A 22,342-nucleotide genomic window follows, 5' to 3' on the forward strand; every position below is an offset into this window, starting at 1 on the left:
GCCTTTGCTAATGTGGTGGCCGCTGTCGCCTTAGTCCTTATGCTTTCTTGTTTCATTGGTTCCCTCCGAGCGCTCACGGCCGCGGGGCCCCGTCTTTCCCCCTCGCACTGCCCTTGCGGCCTCTTTGCCTTCTGCCCTTAGTAAAGCCATTGCAGGGCCACAAGCGAGGCGCTCGAGGTAAAGACTGAAAATAGGGAATGCGTAGGAAAAGGGGTGTTTTACGGATTTGCGTTTTGGAGGTGTTTTGGGGAAAACAGGCTAAAAACGCAATAGCCTTTACAAAGCGCGGACTCTCCCCTTGAGGGGAGCGCAGAGGGGTGTTTACACAGGAGAGCACGCATTTCGTCCCCCTTTGAAGGGGGTAGGGGGATGACGGCTTTGGCAGTTAAGCCTGTTTCCAGCCCGGTTTTACTAAAACACCCTCAAACCATCTCTTACCTCTAAGCAGAATTCCGCTCTGCGTTGATGATCCCGAAGGAGCAACGCATGACCAGTTTCTCGTAGATGGGTTTGTCTTGTGTGTTGGTATCCTGTTCCTCCATTTCCCTTATTTTGGTGAGGGCGAACTGCTGGATGGTGAGCAGGGGTAGTTCAATGCGTTGGCGCATCTGGATGGAGAGCAGGTTCACGGGCTTGTCTTCCATTAACTGGCTGTTGCCGGTAAGGCGCAGCACGTACTTTTTGGTGCACTCAAACTCCTTGTAGATCATGTTCCAGAGGGGACCATATTGCGGGTGCTTGGCCAGGAACGCCGTGAGCGGGAAGAAGCATTTGGTCATGGCCATCTCGCAGTTCCCTAATAGCGTCCGGAAGAAGAGGGAGCGTTGGTACAGTTGCTCAATGGCTTCCCACTGGCCTTCAGCTTCCAGTTTTTCCATGGCCGACCCCACGCCGTAATAGCCCGGAAGGTTCTGCTTCAACTGGCTCCAGGAACCTACGTACGGCACCGCCCTCAGGTCGTTGAGGTTCAGTTTGCCCGGTTTGCGCTTGGACGGGCGGCTGCCAATGTTGGCTTCGGCGTAGTAGCGCAAAGGGCTGGCGTAGTTAAGGTATTCCAGGAAATTGGGGTTGTTCTTGAGGGTGTTGTAGGCCTGGTAGCTGGCATCGGCGAGGCGTTGCATGAGTTGCTCCTCTTCCTGGGTGAAGGTGGCTTCCTTGGCCATGAACAAGGCGTTTCTGATGCCCGCGTGCAGCAGCTGTTCCATGTTGTACTGCGCCGCGTCAATAGTCCCGAAGTTGGAGCTGATGGTCTGGCCCTGAATGGTGAGCTGAATTTCCTTGCTGGCGATTTTTGGACCCATGGACGCGTAGAACTGGTGGGTTCTTCCACCGCCGCGGGCGGGTGGGCCTCCGCGGCCGTCAAAAAAGACCACCTGCAGTTCATATTGCTGGGCCAAGGCGCTCAGTTCTTCTTTGGCTTTGTAGATGCTCCAGTTAGACATGAGGTAGCCGCCGTCTTTGGTGCCGTCTGAGAAACCCAGCATGATGGTCTGGATATTGCCGCGCCGTTGCAAATGCTGGCGGTACACCTCGGTGGTGTACAAAGCCTGCATCACGTCATGCGCGTTCCGAAGGTCATCAATGGTCTCAAAAAGCGGGACGATGTCCACGGAAAGGGCCTCAGGTTTCCAGCCGCTGAGCAGGAAAAGGCCATACACCTCCATCACATCCAGGGCGCTGGTGCTGTGGCTGATGATGTAGCGGTGGCTGCCTTCCTCTCCGTTGATGGCCTGGATGGTTTTTATGGCCTGCATGGATTGGACCGTGTCGCGGTGCAGTTCATTTTCCAGGGTGGTCGGGTCAACGGTAGTATGGGCAGAAAGCAAGGCGGCAATCTTCTCTTCCGGGGAAAGATCGGCGTAGTTTTGGGGCAGGGCCTGGGCAGTGGCCGCTATGGCTTCCAGAACCTCGGTGTGGGCCGAGCTGTCCTGCCGTACATCCAGCGACGCAAAGAAAAGCCCGAACAGCTCCACTTTTCTGATCAGGTTCTCCGCCAGGTTCAGAAACAGGCTGTTGTGGTCTTTGATGAGGGTTTCCTTTATCTTCTGCAGGGGTGCCAGAATGTCTTCCCTGGTGATATCGGCTTTGTAGCCGGGCAGGAAAAGGTTGTTGTAGAGTTTTTGCTCCAGCGTATTCAATTCACTGAGCACCCCTTTAAAGGTAAGGCGGCGCTTGAGTTTGCGCACATCTTGGTAGTAAGATTTAATGATGCTGCCTCTCAGTGCCTCGGCTACTTTCAAGGTGATCTCCGCAGTCACGAAGGGGTTTCCGTCCCGGTCGCCGCCTGGCCAGAAGCCCAACCGGATCAAGGGGTGCTGCTGAGAAAGGGCATCGGGGAACTGGCTTTTAAGGTAAGACATGATGTGTCCGGCGGCCTGGTAAAAGACGTTTTCCAGGTACCAGATCAAACTCACGGCCTCATCATACGGTGACGGCTTCTCGTTTTTGAAGAACGGGGTCTTGCCCAGCTGGCGCAGGTAACTGTTCACCTGGGCGGTATTGTCGTTGTAAAGGGCTTTAGACAGGTCGTTGATGATACCCAGCACCTCGCTAGGGTAGAATTGTGTGGGGTGGGCGGTAAGCACCAACCGCACCGAGAAATCCTTCAGCTTTTCGCGCAGCTGTGGTTGGGTCTGGGTTTGCTCCACCTCGGCCTGCAGGTGCCTTAATGTACCTGCGCCGGCCATGTCATGAATCTCCCTAAAGGAGGCGTCTTCCAGGGCATCAAACAAAACCACTTGCCGCTCAGCATACTGCACAAACCTAAACAACAGATCGGTCTGTTCCTGCAGGCTGCGGTAAGGGGTATACTGGCTAAAGAAGGTATGAATGATCTCCGCCGGGCTCAGCCCTTTTTCATAGCCCTCCTCACAGTGCAGCAAAAAGATAGACAGCAATACGCCCGTTTTTTCAACCCTATGAAAAGGCAAGGAAGTGAAAAGGCTGTTGTACAACTGGAATTTAAGGCCTACGTGCTTGTCATAGGTTTGCAGGGCGCTGTTGGCAGAACCATCCATACGGGTATCGGTTTGTTAGGTAGAAGCATCCTTTAGACGCAGAATCACTTCTTCGGGTTGGTTAGGTGGCTACTTTCTGAGAAATAGAAAGTGGTCTGCCAAATGTAGTAGTAAATGAGCTTAAAAGTAAAAATAATGGCAGTTAAATGCGGGTATGTTGATTAGATTATTATTAAAACTTCTTTTTATTTCAATTTATTTCAATTGGTCGTTTTAGGCCTGTTTTTCAGAAAACGTGCTTAAAACGCATGATAGAGCTTAAGAAGGTGTCAAGGCCTGGGTAGCGGCTTTGCTGTCGCGGCGTTTGGCCAGGGTGGCCAGCACCGTAATCATAAGGCCAGCCACGGCTACCAGGGCGAAGGAAGCCCTGAGGTTAAGCAAATCGGCTATGAAGCCAATGAGGGGAGGGCCCAGCAGGAAACCGAAGTACCCGATGGTGGAAACCGTGGCCAGCGAGATACCCGGGGAGAGGGAGGGGTTCTTGCCCACCTGCGCATAGGTAAGCGGGATCACCGAGGACGTGCCTGCGCCCACTAGCACAAACCCCAAGATGGCCGTGATTAAATGCGGGAAAAGCACCGCTAAAATCAGACCGGAGAAGATAAGCACCCCGCTGGCCTGGATGATGGCCGTGCTCCCGAAGCGGTTCGTGAAATGGTCTGACACCATCCTGCCCAGCGCCATGGTGCCCATGTAGGCAATAAAACCAGCGGTCACCAACCCGGCCTCCACCTGCACTACCTGCTTAAAGTAAATACCGGCCCAGTCATAGATGCAGCCTTCGCACAGCAAGCCGCAAAAGGCAATGAGGCCCAACCGTAGCAGCACCGGCTCGGGTTTCTTGAACACGAATTTCCGGCTGCCGGCCTGGTGCTCCCTGGACAGATGCTTGAAGGTGAGTAGCCCAAAAATAAGGACCGTGCCCATGATCAGCAGAAAATGGTACAGCATCACCACCTTTAGGCTAATCAGAACCGCGCCCAACCCTGCGCCGCAAAATCCGGCCAGGCTCCAGAGGCCATGGAACGAGGAGATAATGGTCTTGCCGTAGTTTTTCTGCACCGCCAGGGCCTGGGCATTGATAGAGATATTGGTCAGGTTCGCCGAAAGGCCAAATAGCAAAATGGCACCGGCCAGCCACCACACCGAGGGAGATAGTCCCAGCAGAACCAGACTCACGCTAAAGGCCAAAATGCCCACCACCGAGGAATAATTGCTGCCATACTTGTCTACCACCCACCCGGCAAAGGGCAGGCCAATGAAGGCCCCCAACGGCCTGATCAAGAGCAAAGTGCCCAACTCACTGTCTGAGAAAGCAAAAGCCGCCTTTATGTCCGGAATGCGCGATGCCCAGGTGGAAAAGCACAATCCGCTCTGAAAGAAAAGAATACCTAAGGCTATCCGCTGCTTCAACTTTGCATCCATGGGTGTAATCTATAAAAATATAATGGGCTTCTTCTGGCGGATGTCTGTTACGCATTGCACACACTCATGTCCTAATAGGTCCAACTGAGGTTTGTACGGGAGTTGGTGTTTTACGCTTGTTTTCAAAAAAATGGCCCATTTAAAGAACTAGAGCCTTTAAGTAAAAACTTAAAGGCTCTAGTCTAGGCAATAGAAAATTTGAAAAAGCAGAATTACACGTTCACCGGTTTCATTTTAGGCACCAGGGCCTTCATCACGGACCAAGCCAGCAGGTACGCCACGGCGCAGAAAGTGAACATGATGGTATAACCGGTTTCCACGTGGCCCAGCTTGTCATAATAGTCAAACAGGTAGCCGCCCACCTTGGTCACAACCACCCCGCCTAAACCACCGGCCATGCCGCCAATACCGGTCACCGAGGCCACCGATTTTTTAGGGAACATATCAGAAACGGTGGTGAAGATGTTGGCGCTCCAGGCCTGGTGCGCCGAGGCCCCGATACCGATCAAAATTACCGGGAACCAGAAGCTCAAGTGACCCAACGGTTGGGCGGCCAGAACCAGCAGCGGGAACAAGGCAATCACGAACATGGCGCGCATGCGGCCCTCATAGGGGTTGTAGCCTTTTTTGATGAAGTACATCGGGAACCAGCCCCCAAAGATACTCCCGAACATGGTCATGCTGTACAACACGCCCAGCGGAAGCATCACTTGCGTACCTGTCAGGCCGTATTGGGCTTTCAGGTAGGCAGGCAGCCAGAAAAGGAAGAACCACCACACGCCGTCGGTCATGAACTTGCCAAAGGCGAAGGCCCAGGTCTGTTTGAAGCTAAGCAACGTGAACCAGGAAACCTTCTCGGCCGCGGCCGGAGAGTCCTGTTCCAGAACAGGCTCGCTGTCACTGGCAATGTAGGCTCTTTCAGCCGCTGACATTCTGCGTTGCTTGTCTGGGGTCTCATAGTAAATGAACCAGAAGAACAGCCACAGGAAACCAATAGCCCCAATGATGAAGAAGGTATATTCCCAGCCCAGGTGCGAGGCGATCCAGGGAACGGTGAGCGGGGCCAGAATGGCACCCACGTTAGAGCCCGAATTGAAGATACCCGTAGCCAGGGAACGCTCCCTTTTAGGGAAATACTCTGCGGTGGCTTTGATGGCCGCCGGGAAGTTACCCGACTCTCCAAAACCCAGGAAAGCCCTGGAAACCATGAAACCCAGCACCGAGGCCGGCACCGCAAACCCGATCACTGTGAACAGAGGCGTGACCATGCGTCCCAAAGGCTCTGCGTAAGCGTGCAGGATAGCGGCAAACGACCAGATAATCAATGCCCAGGCATAGCCTTTCTTGGTGCCCAGCTTGTCAATAATACGCCCGGCAAAGAGCATGGAAATGGCGTAGGTGAACTGGAACACCGCCGCAATGTTGGCGTAGTCGGTGTTGGACCAGTTGAACTTCTCGGCCAGCAGCGGCTGCAGCAGGCTGAGAACCTGCCTATCCAGGTAGTTGACGGTGGTGGCAAAGAAGAGGAGGGCGCAGATGGTCCACCGGTAATTGCCTACCTTTTCCTGGGTGAGCGGTTTTGGGGTTGTTTGTTGCGTTTGGGACATAAGGAGCGCGGTTTTTAGTTTCTACAGGTCTTGGCCAGGTGTAACGCCTGGACGGTAAGCTCACGTAATTTGTCATACTGCTGGTTGGCCAGCACGTCTTTGCTGATGAGCTTGCTGCCCATCCCCACGGCGCACACACCTGCCTTAAACCAGGTCCTGAAATTGTTTTCCTCCAGCTCCACACCCCCAGTAGGGATGAACAACTGGCCCTGGAACAGCTCTTTGATGGAGGACAGGAACTCAGGCCCCAGAATGTTGGCCGGGAAAAGCTTGATCAAAGCCGCCTTCGCCTGCTGGGCCACATGAACCTCTGTTGGCGTAAAGCAGCCCGGTATCCAGAGCAGGCCGGCCTCATGGGCCAGGTTGCCTACCGCAGGGTCCACAATGGGTGCCACAATGTAATCGGCCCCGGCATCAATGAAGTCCTGCGCCTGCTGCACGGTTTTAATGGTACCAATCCCCAGGTGCAGGTCCTGAAAATCTTTGAGCCCAGCCTTCAGGTATTTGAAGTTCTCCAAAGCGGCCGGACCCCGGTTGGTGTACTCCAGGGTTCTCACGCCCGCGTCATACAGGGTCTTGATGATTTCTAGGCTCACTTCTGCGTTCTCGTAGAAGAAAAGCGGTAGCAGGCCCTGGTCTGTGATGGCTTTGAGCGCGGTCTCTTTAGTTGGCATATTCTTGGATGGTTTCCTCAATCTCGGCAACTGTGCTGGTGGTGGCGTCTGATAAGATGAAAAGTTTTTTGAAGGCGGCCGCCGTGGCAAACTCCAGGGTCTGCTTAGGCGAGTGACCCTGGTGGAAGCCGTAGATCAGGCCCGCCATGAAGCAGTCACCGCTGCCCACTTTGTCCAGGATTTCGTTCACCACATACTCCTGTGACACCAGCAGTTCGCGGTGGGTATATAGCGTGGTGAAGTAGCGTATTCCTTTGGCGCCATGGTCAAACCGGAAGGTGTTGGCCACGGTCTTGCATTTCGGGAACGCTCTCAGGATTTCTTCTGAGGTCAGTTGGGCATGTTGCAGCAGTTTCTCTTTCTCAATGTCCTGCACCAACTCTTCTTGCAGGGGCATGCCCAGCATCTTGTTGGCGGCCCACACGTTGCCCATGATCAGGTCACAGTGCGCGGCCAGGGCAGGCATGACTTCTACCGGGTCTTTGCCGTATTTCCAGAGCTTGGCACGGTAGTTCAGGTCCAGGGAAATCTGGATGTTCTTATAAGAAGCCACTTTCAGGGCCTCGGCGCAGACATCGGCCACGTTCTGGTTAATAGCAGGGCAGATGGCGCTGAAATGGAACCAGTCCACGCCTTCAAACACGCTATCCCAGTCAATGGAACCGGGGGTGAGGCCCGCGAAGGAAGACCCGGCCCGGTCATAGATCACGCCGGCATTTTTCACATCCTGGCCCTTGGGCAGGTAGTACAAGCCAATGCGGTCTCCCTGAATGGGAATAGACTCGGTGCCGATGCCCAGTTCCTGCAGGTAGCCTATGAGTTGTTTAGACAGCAAATTGTCTGGCAAGGCGGTAAAGTAACTGGTAGGCACACCCCACAAGGCCAGCGCCGAAGCCACGTTCAGCTCAGCGCCGCCCACAAAAAAGGGCAGGCTGTTTTCCTGCAGCCACTTGCCTTCCGTATCTGGCACAATCCGGAGAAGCAACTCCCCAAAAGATAAAACCTTTCCCATACCTCTCTGGCTTAGAAGTTGAAGTAAGACTTGGCGTTGTTGTAGCAGATGTTCTCTACCATCTGGCCCAGCCAGGCCATTTCACTTGCCGGTAACTCTCCGTTCTCCACGTCATTGCCCAGCATGTTGCACAGAATCCTTCTGAAGTACTCATGGCGCGGGTAGGAGAGGAACGAGCGGGAATCTGTGAGCATGCCCACGAAGCGGCTCAGCAAGCCCATGTTAGACAAGGCGTTCATCTGGCGCTCCATGCCATCTTTCTGATCCAGGAACCACCACGCCGACCCGTACTGCACTTTGCCCGGGGTGCTGCCATCATTGAAGTTGCCAATCATGGTGGCGTATAGCTCGTTCTGGCTTGGGTTCAGGTTATAGAGAATAGTCTTGGCCAACTGGTTGGAGTTGTCCAGCTTGTCCATGAACCTGGAAAGCGGACGGGCCACGTCAAAGTCCCCGATGGAGTCAAAGCCGGTGTCAGCACCCAACTCGCGCAGCATGCGCTTGTTGTTGTTCCGCAAGGCGCCCAGGTGGAACTGCTGCGTCCAGCCTTTGGCGTGGTCCAACAGGGCCAGTTCCACCAGCATGGCAGACTTGAACTTGGTCACTTCCTCCAGGGTGAGGGCCTGCTTTTTCAGGGCCTTTTCAAAGATCTGATTGATCTCCTGCTCGGTGTACTCTTCAGCGTACATGGTTTCCAAACCGTGGTCAGACAGGCGTCCGCCCTGGGCGTTGAAGAAGTCATGGCGCTGTTTCAGGGCTTCAAGCAAGTCTTGATAATTGCTGATAGATACGCCAGAAGCGGCCTCCAGCTTCTCTAAATAGCCCAGGTACCCGCCGTCTTCAATGGCCATGGCCTTGTCTGGGCGGAACGTTGGCAACACCTTAATCCCGAAGTTATCTGAGGCGATTTTCTGGTGGTGCTCCAGGCTGTCAATCGGGTCATCGGTGGTGCAGATAGTGACTACGTTCATTTGCTTTAAGATGCCGCGCACGCTGAAATCAGAGGTCTGCAGCTTTTCCGTAGCCTCGTCATAAATAGCCTTTGCTGACTCCGGCTTAAGGATTTTCTCAATCCCGAAAGGGCGCTTGAGCTCCATGTGGGTCCAGTGATACAAGGGGTTCCGCATGGTGTAGGGCACGGTCTGGGCCCACTTCTCAAACTTGTCATAGTCGGGGGCGTCGCCGGTGCAGTAGCGCTCGGGAATACCGTTGGTGCGCATGGCCCGCCACTTGTAGTGGTCGCCTTCCAGCCAGATCTGGGTCAGGTTCTGGAACTGGCGGTCCTTGGCAATATCCTCAGGGTTGAGGTGGCAATGGTAATCAATGATGGGCATGTCTTTGGCATGCTCATGGTATAGCCGCTGGGCGGTTTTGGTCTGGAGGAGAAAATTATCGTCTAAAAAGGACATGTGCAAAAGGGTGATAAGGTGATGACAAAGAACAGGTGGCCTGTATCTAAAATAGGAGGAACCTGTTTTGAGGGTGTTTTTCTAAAAATAGGCCTAAAACAGACGCTTACCAAAAAAATAAGCGTCTGTTTCACAATTGCCTCTGGTAGGGAATATTACTTTAGGCGATAGTTGAATTTGAAACGGCCTGTAACTGGGTTAGTGCCTGGGTGACAGTTTCTTCCAAACCTTTGATCGTGGTCAGGTTTTGACCCCAGAAGTCTTCATTGGAAAGCACGGCGTGCACGGTCTCAGCCACCGAATCTTTCTGCCAGGCAGCCTTGAAGAAGGTCAGCACCTCAGGCGTATCGTTCAACGGAATCTGTTCGCCGTTATACTCTCCTTTGTAGAACAGGATAAGCGCCGCCAATGAGGTAAGCAACCGCTGCGGCAACTGGCCTTTGCGGTTCACATATTCCAGCACCGATGGCAACACGCGCACCTTGTACTTAGATACCGAGTTCAAAGAAATAGAAAGCAACTCATGCCGGATGAACGGGTTCTGGAAACGCTCTATCACGTCTTTCGCGAACTGGTTCAACTCCTCAGCCGGAAGGTCCAGGGTAGGGATGATCTCCTCAAAGATGGTCTCTTGAATGAATTTGCCGGCAGTTTCGTCTTCCACGGCTTCTCTTACCGTGCGCAGGCCTTGCAGGTAGGCCACCGGTACCAGGGCGGTGTGCGCGCCGTTCAAGATGCGCACCTTGCGGGTGCGGTACGGGGTCAGGTCCTCCACAAACTTCACCTGCAGGCCGGCCTGCTCCGTTGGGAATACCTTGGCGACTGATTCCGGAGCTTCAATCACCCATAAGTGGAAGGGCTCGGCCTTCACCACCAGGTTATCTGAGAAGCCCAGGCTTTCCTGGATCTCAGAGATAGTTTCTTTCGGGAAGCCCGGTACAATGCGGTCTACCAGGGTGTTGCAGAAAAGGGTATCGTTCTCAATCCAAGCGGTAAACTCAGCGGGCAGGTTCCAGTGCTTAGCAAACTGCAACACGGTAGTGCGCAGGTTCTCGCCGTTCTTCTCAATCAGCTCACACGGGATTATGGTCAGGGCCTTGTTCTTAGCGCCGTTGAAATGGGTGAACCGGCGGTATAAAAGGGCCGTCAGCTTACCCGGGAAAGAGTTAGGTGTGGTCTCAAAGCCCTTGTCTGAAGGCTCAAAAGAGATGCCGGCCTCTGTGGTATTGGAGATAATGAACTCCAGGTCTGGGTTCTCGCCCAGCTGCAGGTAAGACTCATAGTTTTCATAGGGGCTCAGTGCGTTAGAAACGCAGGTGATCAACCTCGTTTCCTGGGTAGGTTCCCCGTTCTGGATGCCTTCCAGCACCAGGTGGTACAGGCCATCCTGCTTGTTGAGCAGCTGGAAAATGCCTTTGTCCAGGGGCTGTACTATTTCCACATTGCCGTTAAATTCGGTTTTCTCATTGAGGATATCAATCATCCAGTCCACAAAGCCGCGGAGGAAATTTCCTTCTCCAAACTGTATTACCTTGGTGGGTCTTTGGGTGCTGATATTGGCGGTGCTTCTGTTCAATGGTTGCATGTGGAATTGATTTACGTTTTGGGCCTGTTTTGTGGAAAATGGCCTCAAAACAGAATTTTATAAATGTTTTATAGTTCCTTAAATCGGTGCCGGCCGTTAGCGTGCCTGTTCTTCCGGAGGCATGGGCCGGCGCAGGGAGGACCCCCGGATGACCAACTCAGGTTTGAGCACGGTTTTCTGGGGTACAATCTTTTTGTCGCCGGTTTTAAAGTTCTCAAAGAACAGCTCGGCGGTGATGCGGCCCATGGTTAAACTGAACTGGTCAACGGTAGTAAGGGCGGGGTCTGAGAAGGAGGTGAAAGGCTCGTTCCCGAAACCTGCCAGGCCAATCTCCTCCGGAATCCGGATCTTATGCTCCTTCAATACCTGCATGGCGCCCATGGCCCCATAGTCTGACGCCGAAAACACGGCATCTGGCCGTTCCTGGAGGGTTAATAGTTGCTCCATACCGGCGCGTCCGTCTTCCAACTGCAGGTTGCTTTTTATAACCAGTTCCTCCTGGAAAGGAATCTCATAATCCCGCAGGGCATCCATGTACCCGCGCAGACGCTCCTTGAACACGCTCACTTTCAGGGGGCTGGTGAAATGGGCAATCCGGCGGTAGCCCTGCTGAATGAGGTGCTCGGTCATTTTATAGGCGCCGCGGTAGTCATCAATCATCACCTGGCTTACTTCCAGCTCGTCGGTGGTACGGTCAAACAAAACCAACGGAATGCCTTTCTCCTGCGGTCTCTTGTAATGGTCCAGGTTGGTGGAGTTCTTCCCGATAGAGGCAATGATGCCGTCTACCCGCGCGCTCAACAGCGCATCTACTGTCTGCACCTCTTTCTCATAGTTGTCGTAAGACTGGCAGATGATCACCTTGTAGTTGAGCTTATTAGCGATCTCCTCAATACCGCGGATCACAGAACCAAAGAAGGCCCGGTCTACGGTAGGCACAATAATGCCAATGATGTGGCTTTTGCCGTTGCGAAGGGCGGCCGCAATGTTGTTGGGCTGGTAATTCAGCTGCTTGGCCGCCTTCAGCACCGCTTTCTTGGTGATCTCACTGATCCTGGGGTTATCATTCAGCGCCCTGGAAACGGTAGAGGCCGTAATGTTCAGTTTCTCAGCTATGTGGTGAATAGTCACCTTTGGTTTGCTTCCCATAGGATTAGCCGCCATGTATGTTCAATCAAATGCAATAACAAAATTCTCTTTGCAGCCTGAAACTAGTGTTCATTGCTGGGTTTGCCAATGGTGGCCAGAATGCCGCCATCAACGTACAGGATCTGCCCGTTCACAAAGTCACTGGCCTTGCTGGCCAGGAAAATAGTGGCGCCGGCCAGGTCCTCAGGGTCACCCCACCGCCTGGCAGGGGTTCTATGGATGATAAACTCGTTAAATGGGTGTCCTTCTACTCTAATTGGGGCCGTCTGGTCCGTGGCAAAGTAACCCGGCCCGATGCCGTTGACCTGCACGTTGTATTTCGCCCACTCAGTGGCCAGGTTCTTGGTCAGCATTTTGAGGCCTCCTTTAGCGGCGGCGTAGGCTGAGACCGTGTCGCGGCCCAGTTCGCTCATCATGGAGCAGATGTTAATGATCTTACCGGCCCTTCTCTCCACCATGTACTTGCCCACGTTTTTAGACATGATGAAAGGGCCCGTCAGATCCACGTCCAGCACCTTCCGGAAATCGGCTACATCCATCTCCAGGGCCGGAATGCGCTTGATCATGCCGGCGTTGTTCACCAAGATAGCGATTGGACCCACTTCATACTCTATCTGGGCAATAGATTCCTGAGCGGCTGCCTCATTGGTCACGTCAAACAGGTAGCCTTTGGCGTTGATGCCTGCCTCCTCGTACGTTAAGAGCGCCTTTTCCATTTTCTCTGGCGTGTTGCCGTTCACCACCAGGGTGGCGCCGGCCTGCGCCAGGGCTTTGGCCATGGCCATTCCCAGGCCGTGGGTGGCTCCGGTTACCAGGGCTACTTTGCCGGTTAAGTCAAATAGAGTCATCATGCGCAGGCTATTTAAGGTCCGTGATGGGGAATTTGTCCATGTCATTGTAGTCCAGGTTCTCTCCGGCCATACCCCAGATGAAGGTATAGTTAGAGGTGCCTGCCCCGCTATGGATAGACCAGGGCGGAGAGAGGACTGCTTCATTGTTTTTTACCCAGATATGGCGCGTCTCCTGGGGTTCTCCCAGAAAATGGCTCACGACCTGGTCTTCCGGCACTTCAAAGTAAAAGTAGGCCTCCATGCGGCGGTCATGGGTATGGGCTGGCATGGTGTTCCAGACGCTGCCGGGCTTCAGTTCGGTGAGGCCCATCTGCAGTTGGCAGGTTTCCACCACGGAATTGATGAGCACTTTCCGGATGGTGCGGTGGTTGGAGTTCTCCAGGGAACCCATTTCCACGGTTTCGGCCTCGCTCAGTTGAACTTTCTTAGTGGGGTAGGTATGGTGGGCAGGGGCGGAGTTGAAGTAAAACCGGGCACCCCCTTGCGGGGCCGGGTGGAAGATTACCTCCTTCACGCCTTTGCCTATGTACAAGGCTTCTTTGGCCTTCAGTTCTATCACCTGGCCGTCTACGGTCACGGTGCTGTCAGAGCCCACGTTGATGATCCCTATCTCACGGCGGTCCAGGAAATTCTCAGAACGCAGGGTAGGGAAGGTCTCCAGTTGTACGGGCCCCGTTACCGGTTGCACACCCCCTACAATTAAACGGTCATATAAAGTATACACCAATTGCACCGAGTCTGGCAGAAAAAGATTCTCAATCAGGAAGTGCTCGCGCAGCTTTGCCGTGTCATACCCCTTGAAGTCCTGGGGGTGGATGGTATGCCTGGTGGTGTGGTAAACGCTCATGTTATATATAGGGTGAAAGGTGTAATCGTTTGCGCAAATTACAAATTTATCAATCCGGTGGACCTGCTTTAGGGAATAAAAATTTTAACAGAGGGTATTTCCCATTTCCTGCTTCCATGCTAATCTAATTAAAAAATGTTAATTGCTTGCCTTGATAACGCGATATTTTAGGAATGTGTTAAAAAAGAACGCAATTTTTTTGGGAAAGAATTTAAATAATGGTAAATATGCAATCGGTTGCGCAGATTACTTGTATATCCGTTGCCGCCGCTGCTTTTCCTCGTCTATTAACAAAACCTTAATTGTTACCCATGCAACAAGCATTACTTAAAAAGAGCCGGTATCTATTGGTGTTGGCTTTTTTCTTTACTGCCATAGTAGGTGCCTTCGCACAGACTGTCACCATCACCGGAAAGGTGACCGATGAAAAGAAGGAAGGCCTGCCAGGTGTGACCGTTCTCTTGAAAGGTACCACCACCGCCAATGCCACAGACATTGAGGGAAACTATTCTATTAAGGTGCCTTCGGCCACCGGCACGCTGGTGTTTTCTTACATAGGGTTCCAGACGCAGGAAGTAGCCATTAACGGCCGGACCACGGTTAACATAACCTTAGGTACAGATGCCAAGGCATTAGACGAAGTGGTGGTAGTAGGTTACGGGACCGTGACCAGAAAAGAACTGACAGGTTCAGTGGCCTCTGTGACCGCAAAAGACATTCAGGATATACCGGTAAGCACGGCCGCTGAGGCGTTGGCCGGTAGATTGGCCGGGGTGCAGGTAACCACTACGGAAGGTAGACCAGGGGCTGATATTCAGGTGCGGGTACGCGGAGGCGGATCTCTCACCCAGGATAACTCTCCTCTATATATAGTAGACGGTATCCAGATGGAAAATGCCTTGTCTATTATTTCTCCTCAGGAAATTGAGTCGGTAGACGTGTTGAAAGATGCGGCTTCTACTTCTATTTACGGAGCAAGGGGCGCCAACGGGGTAGTGATTATTACCACCAAAGGAGGAAGAGAGCAAAAGACGCAGGTAACGTACACGGGCTACGCTGGGGTAAGAAGCATAGTGAACAAGTTGAAAGTGATGAACCCGTATGACTATGCCTTGTACCAGTATGAGTCTTACAACCTGTTCACTAATACAAACGAGGAAAGCCGTGCCTCTTTCAGAGACCGGTATGGGAGATGGGAAGATTTAGATATCTATAAAAATATGCCAATGACTGATTGGCAGGATAAAGTGTTTGGCCGCGATGCCTTTAATCAAACCCATGTGTTAGGGGTGACTGGTGGTTCTAAAGAAACTTCCTTCAACTTTACCCTGAACCATGCCGAGGAGGAGGGGATCATGATCAATTCTGGTTATGAAAGAACTCTGGCGTCTTTCAAGTTTGACCATAAAGTCACCGACCGTTTCAAGGTTGGGTTAACTACCCGGTATAGCCGCCAGCGCGTGGACGGGGTAGGTACTTCCAGTACCGGTTCACAAAGCAACAACAGATTAAGAAATGCTGTGCGGTACAGACCATTTGTGGCGCCCGGGTTTGAAAGCCAGGTAGATGAATTTGATGTAGATTATGCCAGCAGCACTCAATTGACCAGCCCTGTGCTGTTAGCCAACAGTGAAACCAGACGCGATTACCGCAATGACATTATCGTGAACGGCTGGTTCAGTTATGACATCATCAAGAACCTTACTTTTAGAACAGTGGTAGGGGTAAATGCCTTAGACAGAAAAACAAATGCCTATAGCGGCCCTGTGACCAGTATTGCCAGACAGAACAATGACCAGCCAGTAGTAGATATGAACTCTGGAGAGGCTTTTTCTTTAACCAACACCAATACGTTAACCTACAAAAAGAAGGTTGGTGAAGATCATAATATTGATTTCTTATTGGGCCATGAATTAGTGGAGTGGAACAGTAAAGCCAAAGGAATCCGCACCAAATGGCTTCCAGTTGACATTACCCCAGATCAGGCATTTGCCGGAATCCAGAAAGCCACTGCACCCGCAGGTCTGATCCAGGAGAGCCCTTCTACTGGTGAATCCAGCACCAGACTTCTCTCTTTCTTTGGAAGAGTAGGGTATAACTACAAAGGCAAATACTTTGCGAATTTCAATTTAAGACGTGATGGTTCTTCTCTTTTTGCAGAAAGCAACCGCTACGGCACTTTCCCCTCTGCGTCTTTGATGTGGCGTGCGGCAGATGAGCCCTTTATGGAAACTGCTCAGGATTGGTTAAGCGACCTTAAAGTGCGTTTAAGTATTGGTACAGTAGGAAATAACAGGATTGGGGTTGACTTGTTCAGAACCATGTACACGGCTGGCACCAATGACGGATACGCTTTCAGTGAAGCCATTACCCCGGGGTATGTGGCTCCTACTTTAGCCAACCCTTTCCTGGTTTGGGAGTCTACTCTCTCTAAAAACCTGGGGGTTGACTTCGCCTTCTTCAAAAACCGTTTAACAGGTTCAGTTGATGTGTACCAGAATAAAACCAAAGACCTTCTGTTAGAAGCCACCATTCCGCAGACCAGTGGTTATACTACCCAGCTCCAAAATATTGGGGAAACCGAAAATAGAGGTATTGAACTGCAGTTGGGCGGCGTAGTAGTAGACAAAGGTGATTTTAGATGGAATGCCAATTTCAACATCTCAAAAAATCAGAACAAGATTGTGAGTTTGGGTCTGGATCCTTCCGGGCAGCCAAAACAGTCTTATCTGGTACAATCCGGTTGGGTTAACTCCTTAGAAGATTTCAAAGTGGAAGTAGGGCAGCCCGTAGGCCAGTTCTATGGCTACGTTACAGATGGATACTACACGGTTGATGACTTCAATGCCACTTTCAATGCTTCTACCAATACCTGGACCTATGTGTTGAAGGAAGGTGTGGCCAATAGCTCAAGCGTAGCTTTGGGTAACAGACAACCCCAGCCAGGTGACCTGAAGCTGAAAGACCTTACAGATGATAACAACTCTTTGATCTCCACTTCAGACCGTACCGTTCTGGGCAACGCGCAACCTAAATTCACAGGTGGTTTCAATCAGCAGTTTGCTTACAAAGGCTTTGACCTGAGTGTGTTCCTGGTGTTTTCTTATGGCAACAAAGTGTATAATGCCAACAAGCTGGAGTTCACCACCCAATACACTACCAGAGACAACAATATGCTGGCGCTGATGAATGACCGCTTTAAATTGTATGATGACAACGGACAGAGAGTATCTGACCCAGAGCAACTTAAAGCGCTAAATGCCAACGCAAAATACTGGAGACCATCATTAGGGAACTACTTCATGCATTCTTTTGCCATTGAAGATGGATCTTTCTTAAGAATCAGCAACCTTACCTTAGGGTACAGTATTCCTGAGGCGCTGGTCAAGAAAACCAGGGTAATCTCCAAACTAAGAGTGTATGGCACGGTGAACAATCTGCACACCTTCACCAAATACACCGGGTATGACCCAGAGGCCAACACCAGAAGAAATTCACCCCTCACGCCAAGTGTTGACTATGCGGCCTATCCGCGCAGCAGGTTCATTTTAGGTGGTATTAACGTTACTTTGTAATTTTTTGAAAGAGCAACAATGAAAAGAAATATCTTAAAAAGCTTTATCATCCCGCTTAGTCTTAGTGGTTTGATGGCCATAAGCTCCTGCGAAAACTACCTGGAAGTTGAAAATCCTTCTACGCTGTCACAGGACGCCATTTTTAATAGTGTTGGTTATACAGAGTCTGCCATAACCGGTATTTACAACATGCTGCCCGGTGATGACGGGTACGGAAGCAGGATCTCCACGCTTTTCCCCAATGGGTCTGATGACTTCAAACTTGGAGGAGACTTTGACCCTATTTCAAGAAGTGGTATTGCCCATTTTGAGGTAGGCGCCGGTTATACTGATTTGCAGAATCCTTTCCTGCAACTGTACAGAGGAATTGAACGCGCCAACATCTGTATCAAATACATTCCGCTTTCTTCCCTTTACACCAGTGGTACCCCTGCCCAGCAAACGACCATGCGCCGTTTCTTAGGCGAGGCCCTTACGCTTAGAGCGCAGTTCTATTATGAACTGATCAGAAACTGGGGAGATGTGCCTGCCCAGTTTGAGCCTTCCGCCGATATGCCTGACCTGTACCTGCCAAAAGCAAACCAGGATGAGATCTATGACCGACTGTTAGCTGATCTGGCTACTGCTTCTGAATTGGTTCCCTGGAGAGGAGAGTCTGGTTCCCCCACTACCCGGGTGACCAAAGGGGCTGTAAAAGGACTGCGTGCCAGAATAGCCCTGGCCCGTGGCGGGTATGCCTTAAGAAGAGAAAGCAAGATTGTAGAGCGCAGAGCCAATTATAAGGAGTTCTACCAGATTGCCAGAGATGAGGCCTGGGCTGTCATCCAAAGCAAACAACATGCCCTGAACCCAAGCTTTGAGAACGTATTCAGAAGCTTACATGGCAACGGGGTAACGGATGCGACCTATGAGCATGTGTGGCAAGTGGGCGCCTTCGGCGGAAATGCCCGTACTGATACGAAACTTGGGTATGGAAACGGCCCAAGAATTGCCGAGGCAAGTACCTATGGTCGTGCCAACGGCCTGGTAGAAGCGGTGCCCACCTACTTCTATGAGTTTGACTCCATTGGAGATTCGAGAAGAGACGTGACGCTTGCCTACTTCCAGGTAGACACCAAAGCCAACAATGACAATAAATTACTGACTACCCCTCTGTTGATGAGAGAAGGTAAATTCAGAAAATACTGGACCAACATTGCCGGTACCAACCAGACCCTAGGCATTAACTGGCCCCTTATCAGATATGCAGATGTTCTATTGATGTTTGCTGAAGCGGAGAATGAACTGAACGGACCTACGGCAGCAGCAAAGGCGGCCCTGGAAGAAGTGAGAAAAAGAGCCTTCATTGACCAGTATGAGAACAGAATGCCTGCTACCCCATCTAATAAGGATGATTTCTTCAGAGCCATTGTGCAGGAGCGCTATCTTGAGTTCGGGGGAGAGGGAGTCCGGAAGTATGACCTTATCCGCTGGAACCTGTTAGAGGCAAGAATCCTGGAAGTAAGAGCCGATCTACGGGCCATGATGGACGGTACCGGTCGGTATGCCAACGTACCCCAGTATGTGTTCTACAAGCCTACGCCGTTGTTAGGTCCTAACGCTTCTGCCCGCCAGGAAATGCTGGACTTCAATTTGTTCGGAGGAAATGTGACCAAGGTCATGTATGAACCTTCTTCCATTACCACTGCCCCAGACGGGTACACCAGAATAAGTTGGAGAACCTCTATCACAGAGGCCCATATTACCGGACCCACCAGAGGTTTTGCCAGCCAGTTCAAGAAGAACCACTCTGAGCTGTTCCCAATTTTCAACGGGATCATAAGCCAGAACTACAGATTAACGCAAGACTACGGGTATTAATAAAAGCTTTTGACTTATAATCAGATATAGAAATGAAGACATTACGTTCAAAGTTTTTTCAATTAATATACCCAGTAGGTTTGCTGCTGGTGCTGGGCATAGCTTCCTGTAAGGAAGACGAGGAAAACCTGGAGCCCATGCGCATGTTCCAGCCTGCTGGCGTGATTGCTTCCACCAGCGGTGAATCTGAGGTGAAACTATCCTGGAAAACCCCGCCAAATACCGTAGCCGGTAAGGTGTCCTATTCAGTGGAAGTAGCCAAAGACACCCTCTTTGCTACACCAATCGTGTTTACCGGGGTAACAGATACTACGGCCATCACGATCACCGATGATAAGTTAACTCCCAAGGAATTCTACTTTGCCCGGGTTAGAACTATCTCCAAGGACAATAGCGGGGAGCAGTCAAAGCCATTGACCAGTAACCGTTTCTCCATCAGAGGGGCACAGTTGTTCCTGGACAACCCGGTGAAAAGCACAGATGTGTCTGACCGGGCGGTACGGTTACGCTTTACCTCTAGAACGGAGCTTACTAAAATTGTGCTTACCAGTGCCACAGGCGCCCCTAGAGAAATTACTCTAACTCAGGCAGATTTAGCTTCAGGAACAGTTCTGGTAGATAACCTGGCTTCCAAAACTTCCTACACGGCAGAGATCTTCGCTGGTGCTAAAAGCAGAGGTACTACCACTTTCAGAACCAGTGAGCCACTTGCCGGTAACCTCATTGATTTGAGAGGAATCCTCAACAGACCAGGTGTATTGCAGGACACCCTCCCGCAAATCCCGAATGGCAGTACGGTCATTCTGAAGCGTGGGGTCACGTATAACATCACCTCTGCTATCAGCCTTGATAAATCAGTGACGATCACCAGCGGATCAGATTTAACGGAGCAGAACCTGGCTTCTATTTACATGACAAGTAACTTCGCTATCACCGCCGGAAGCAACATAGACTATCTTGTTTTCAAGGATGTGAACATGAGCAGTGACAACGCAACCTCTAAATACGTGTTCAATATCAATACTGCCTCTACCATCAAAACCATGACCTTTGATAACGTAAGGGCCAGCATGTTCAGAGGCATTGTAAGGTTACAGACTTCGCCAGTGACCATCACAGATTTCACGGTGAATAACAGCGTGATGGATAGCCTTGGAAGCTATGGCGTGATCAACGTAGATGTGGTGACCTCCAAAGTAGAGAACATTGTGATCAAAAACTCCACTATCTACAAAGCAGAGAAAATTGTCACCAGTAGAAACAATTCTACCTCTGTGCTGATAGAGAACGTGACCGTGAATGAGTCACCTTTGGCAGGTGGTTACCTGGTGGATTATTCAACGTCGCCTACCAACAATGTGACCAATGGCATCAAGATCAAAAACTCTATTCTGGGTATTGGGAAAAACGGAAGCCAGGCCATTAGGGGAGTAAGAGCCAATGCTGCCACTTTGGTAGAGGCTACTGGTACCTATACCACCGCAGATTACGTGGCCACGTCTAACCAAATCCCTGGGGTGACACCTTATTCTGCTACCTCCCTCAACTTGTGGCAAGATCCTAAAAACGGAAACTTCCGCCTTAAAGATGCCGCCTTCCCGGGCAAAGCCACGGCAGGTGACCCAAGATGGAGATAATTTAGTAATCATCAGGTGCCGCCTCTCCCGTAGGCGGCACCTGAATTATTGTTTTGAAATGAACACCTCCCCCCTTAAAGTCAGTACGCTTTTACTTCTCCTGGGCATTTTAATCAGCCTGTCCTTTACAGATTGCAAAGGCTCGCAGCAAGACCCTAAACCGGTACAGGAAGAAGTGGGTCCCACCCCGGTGCAGGAAACTGCCCTGGCGTTCCCGGGGGCCGAAGGATTTGGGAAGGATGTAACCGGCGGCAGGGGAGGAGCCGTGGTGTATGTCAACAACTTAAATGATGCTGGCGCCGGCAGCTTACGGGAGGCCGTGAACAAGACCGGGGCCAGAATCATTCTCTTCAAAGTATCTGGCACCATCGCCTTAAAGTCTAACCTGACTATTAACTACGGCAACGTGACCCTGGCCGGACAAACCGCGCCCGGTGACGGTATTACGCTTAAGAATTACCCGGTTACCGTGAACGCAGATAACGTGATCATCCGGTTCCTGCGGTTCAGGATGGGAGACGAGGGCGACCAGGAAGCAGACGCCCTGGGCGGACGGTTCCATAAAAACATTATCGTGGACCATTGCTCCATGAGTTGGTCTACGGATGAATGCGTGTCTTTCTACAACAATGAGAATTTCACCATGCAGTGGTCTATCATCGCGGAAAGCCTCCGGATTTCGGTGCATGACAAAGGAGCCCATGGCTATGGCGGCATCTGGGGAGGAAAAAACGCCTCTTTCCACCACAACTTAATGGCCCACCATGATAGCCGCGACCCCCGCTATGGCGAGGAAGCCGGAAAGGCGTTCGCCCTCACCGACCTGGTGGATGTGCGCAACAACGTCTTCTACAACTGGGGCCCTACCAACAATGCCTATGGTGGAGAGGCCATGAACATCAACATTGTCAACAACTACTACAAGCCAGGTCCGGCTTCCACCAAACTGGACCGCATCTTCTCCCCTGACAAGAACAAGATTTCCGGCACCGAGGTCTATGACATCTGGGGCAAGTTCTTTATTGACGGCAACGTGGTGGAGGGCAGAACCAACCCAACCAATGATAACTGGACCTTCGGCGTGTACAACCAGTTCCACGGCAGCTACGGCACTGTCTCAGAAACCGACAAAGCCGCCATGCGCCGGGCAACTCCGCACCCCATTAACAACAATGTGGCTACCCACACTGCGCTTGATGCTTACAGCAAAGTGCTGGCCTGGGCAGGCGCTTCCCTGAAACGTGATGCCGTGGATATGCGGGTGCTGGACAACGTGCAGAAAAAGACGTTCTCCTTTGCCGGCTCCAAAGGCAGCACCAACGGGATCATTGACTCGCAGGCAGACGTGGGCGGCTGGCCTGAACTCCAGTCTTTGGCGCCGCCGATAGACACAGACAATGACGGCATGCCCGATGACTGGGAAAAAGCCATGAAACTGGACCCTGCCAAACCCCAGGCCAACGGTAAGCACCTGAGCACCGGGTATGACAACGTGGAGGTATACCTCAACAGCCTGGTAAAGCAGATCATTGAAGGCCAGAAATAAAAATCCGTTTTAAGGCCGTTTTCTTGAAAACAGGCTCAAAACAGAAAGCTGGAACCGCCTGCCGGTTTTAGCCCGAAGTGCTAAGATTACACGGGCTGACAACCCAGAATTCTGCCGCTATTCAAAACCAAAGCAGCAGTCTTATGAA

The 22,342-nt window shown here is 51.6% G+C and carries 14 protein-coding genes; 4 read left to right on the forward strand and 10 right to left on the reverse strand.

Features of this window, described 5'->3' with window-relative positions:
- Positions 1-440: 440 nt before the first annotated feature.
- The 10 genes from TH63_RS04505 to kduI form a co-directional block, all read right to left on the reverse strand.
- Positions 441-3,017, reverse strand: coding sequence for a phosphoenolpyruvate carboxylase (locus TH63_RS04505; RefSeq protein WP_048919894.1), 2,577 nt, complete (start codon positions 3,015-3,017; stop codon positions 441-443).
- Between the two features lie 258 nt (positions 3,018-3,275).
- On the reverse strand, positions 3,276-4,442 hold the full coding sequence (locus TH63_RS04510) for an MFS transporter (RefSeq protein ID WP_048919895.1): 1,167 nt from the start codon (positions 4,440-4,442) through the stop codon (positions 3,276-3,278).
- Between the two features lie 212 nt (positions 4,443-4,654).
- Positions 4,655-6,049 (reverse strand): MFS transporter, encoded by a 1,395-nt coding sequence (locus TH63_RS04515; protein WP_048919896.1) that lies wholly within the window; start codon positions 6,047-6,049, stop codon positions 4,655-4,657.
- Between the two features lie 14 nt (positions 6,050-6,063).
- A complete protein-coding gene (locus tag TH63_RS04520; RefSeq protein ID WP_048919897.1) occupies positions 6,064-6,723 on the reverse strand; it encodes a bifunctional 4-hydroxy-2-oxoglutarate aldolase/2-dehydro-3-deoxy-phosphogluconate aldolase in 660 nt (219 codons plus the stop codon).
- Positions 6,713-7,735 (reverse strand): sugar kinase, encoded by a 1,023-nt coding sequence (locus TH63_RS04525; RefSeq protein WP_048919898.1) that lies wholly within the window; start codon positions 7,733-7,735, stop codon positions 6,713-6,715. Before TH63_RS04525 ends, TH63_RS04520 begins: the two co-directional genes overlap by 11 nt.
- 11 nt (positions 7,736-7,746) lie before the next feature.
- Positions 7,747-9,144, reverse strand: a complete 1,398-nt coding sequence (uxaC, locus tag TH63_RS04530; RefSeq protein WP_048919899.1) for a glucuronate isomerase — start codon at positions 9,142-9,144, stop codon at positions 7,747-7,749.
- Positions 9,145-9,304: 160 nt separating this feature from the next.
- On the reverse strand, positions 9,305-10,729 hold the full coding sequence (locus TH63_RS04535; protein ID WP_048919900.1) for a tagaturonate reductase: 1,425 nt from the start codon (positions 10,727-10,729) through the stop codon (positions 9,305-9,307).
- Positions 10,730-10,825: 96 nt separating this feature from the next.
- Positions 10,826-11,878: a LacI family DNA-binding transcriptional regulator gene (locus TH63_RS04540; RefSeq protein WP_048919901.1), complete on the reverse strand. Its 1,053-nt coding sequence runs from the start codon at positions 11,876-11,878 to the stop codon at positions 10,826-10,828.
- A 62-nt stretch (positions 11,879-11,940) separates the two neighbouring features.
- Complete coding sequence (locus TH63_RS04545) at positions 11,941-12,729, reverse strand: gluconate 5-dehydrogenase (RefSeq protein ID WP_048919902.1); 789 nt, start codon at positions 12,727-12,729, stop codon at positions 11,941-11,943.
- A 7-nt stretch (positions 12,730-12,736) separates the two neighbouring features.
- Positions 12,737-13,576, reverse strand: a complete 840-nt coding sequence (gene kduI, locus TH63_RS04550; protein WP_048919903.1) for a 5-dehydro-4-deoxy-D-glucuronate isomerase — start codon at positions 13,574-13,576, stop codon at positions 12,737-12,739.
- A gap of 311 nt (positions 13,577-13,887) precedes the next feature.
- Here kduI and TH63_RS04555 point away from each other — a divergent pair, with 311 nt between their 5' ends.
- The 4 genes from TH63_RS04555 to TH63_RS04570 are packed head-to-tail and all read left to right on the forward strand — an operon-like array spanning position 13,888 to position 22,194.
- On the forward strand, positions 13,888-17,151 hold the full coding sequence (locus TH63_RS04555; RefSeq protein WP_048919904.1) for a SusC/RagA family TonB-linked outer membrane protein: 3,264 nt from the start codon (positions 13,888-13,890) through the stop codon (positions 17,149-17,151).
- A gap of 18 nt (positions 17,152-17,169) precedes the next feature.
- Complete coding sequence (locus TH63_RS04560; RefSeq protein ID WP_048919905.1) at positions 17,170-19,011, forward strand: RagB/SusD family nutrient uptake outer membrane protein; 1,842 nt, start codon at positions 17,170-17,172, stop codon at positions 19,009-19,011.
- 32 nt (positions 19,012-19,043) lie between these two features.
- A complete protein-coding gene (locus tag TH63_RS04565; protein ID WP_076606403.1) occupies positions 19,044-20,648 on the forward strand; it encodes a DUF5123 domain-containing protein in 1,605 nt (534 codons plus the stop codon).
- Positions 20,649-20,706: 58 nt separating this feature from the next.
- Positions 20,707-22,194, forward strand: coding sequence for a pectate lyase (locus TH63_RS04570; RefSeq protein ID WP_048919907.1), 1,488 nt, complete (start codon positions 20,707-20,709; stop codon positions 22,192-22,194).
- The last annotated feature ends 148 nt before the right edge of the window (positions 22,195-22,342 follow it).

The sequence above is a fragment of the Rufibacter radiotolerans genome (genome assembly GCF_001078055.1).
In the GTDB taxonomy this organism is placed as follows: Bacteria; Bacteroidota; Bacteroidia; order Cytophagales; family Hymenobacteraceae; genus Nibribacter; species Nibribacter radiotolerans.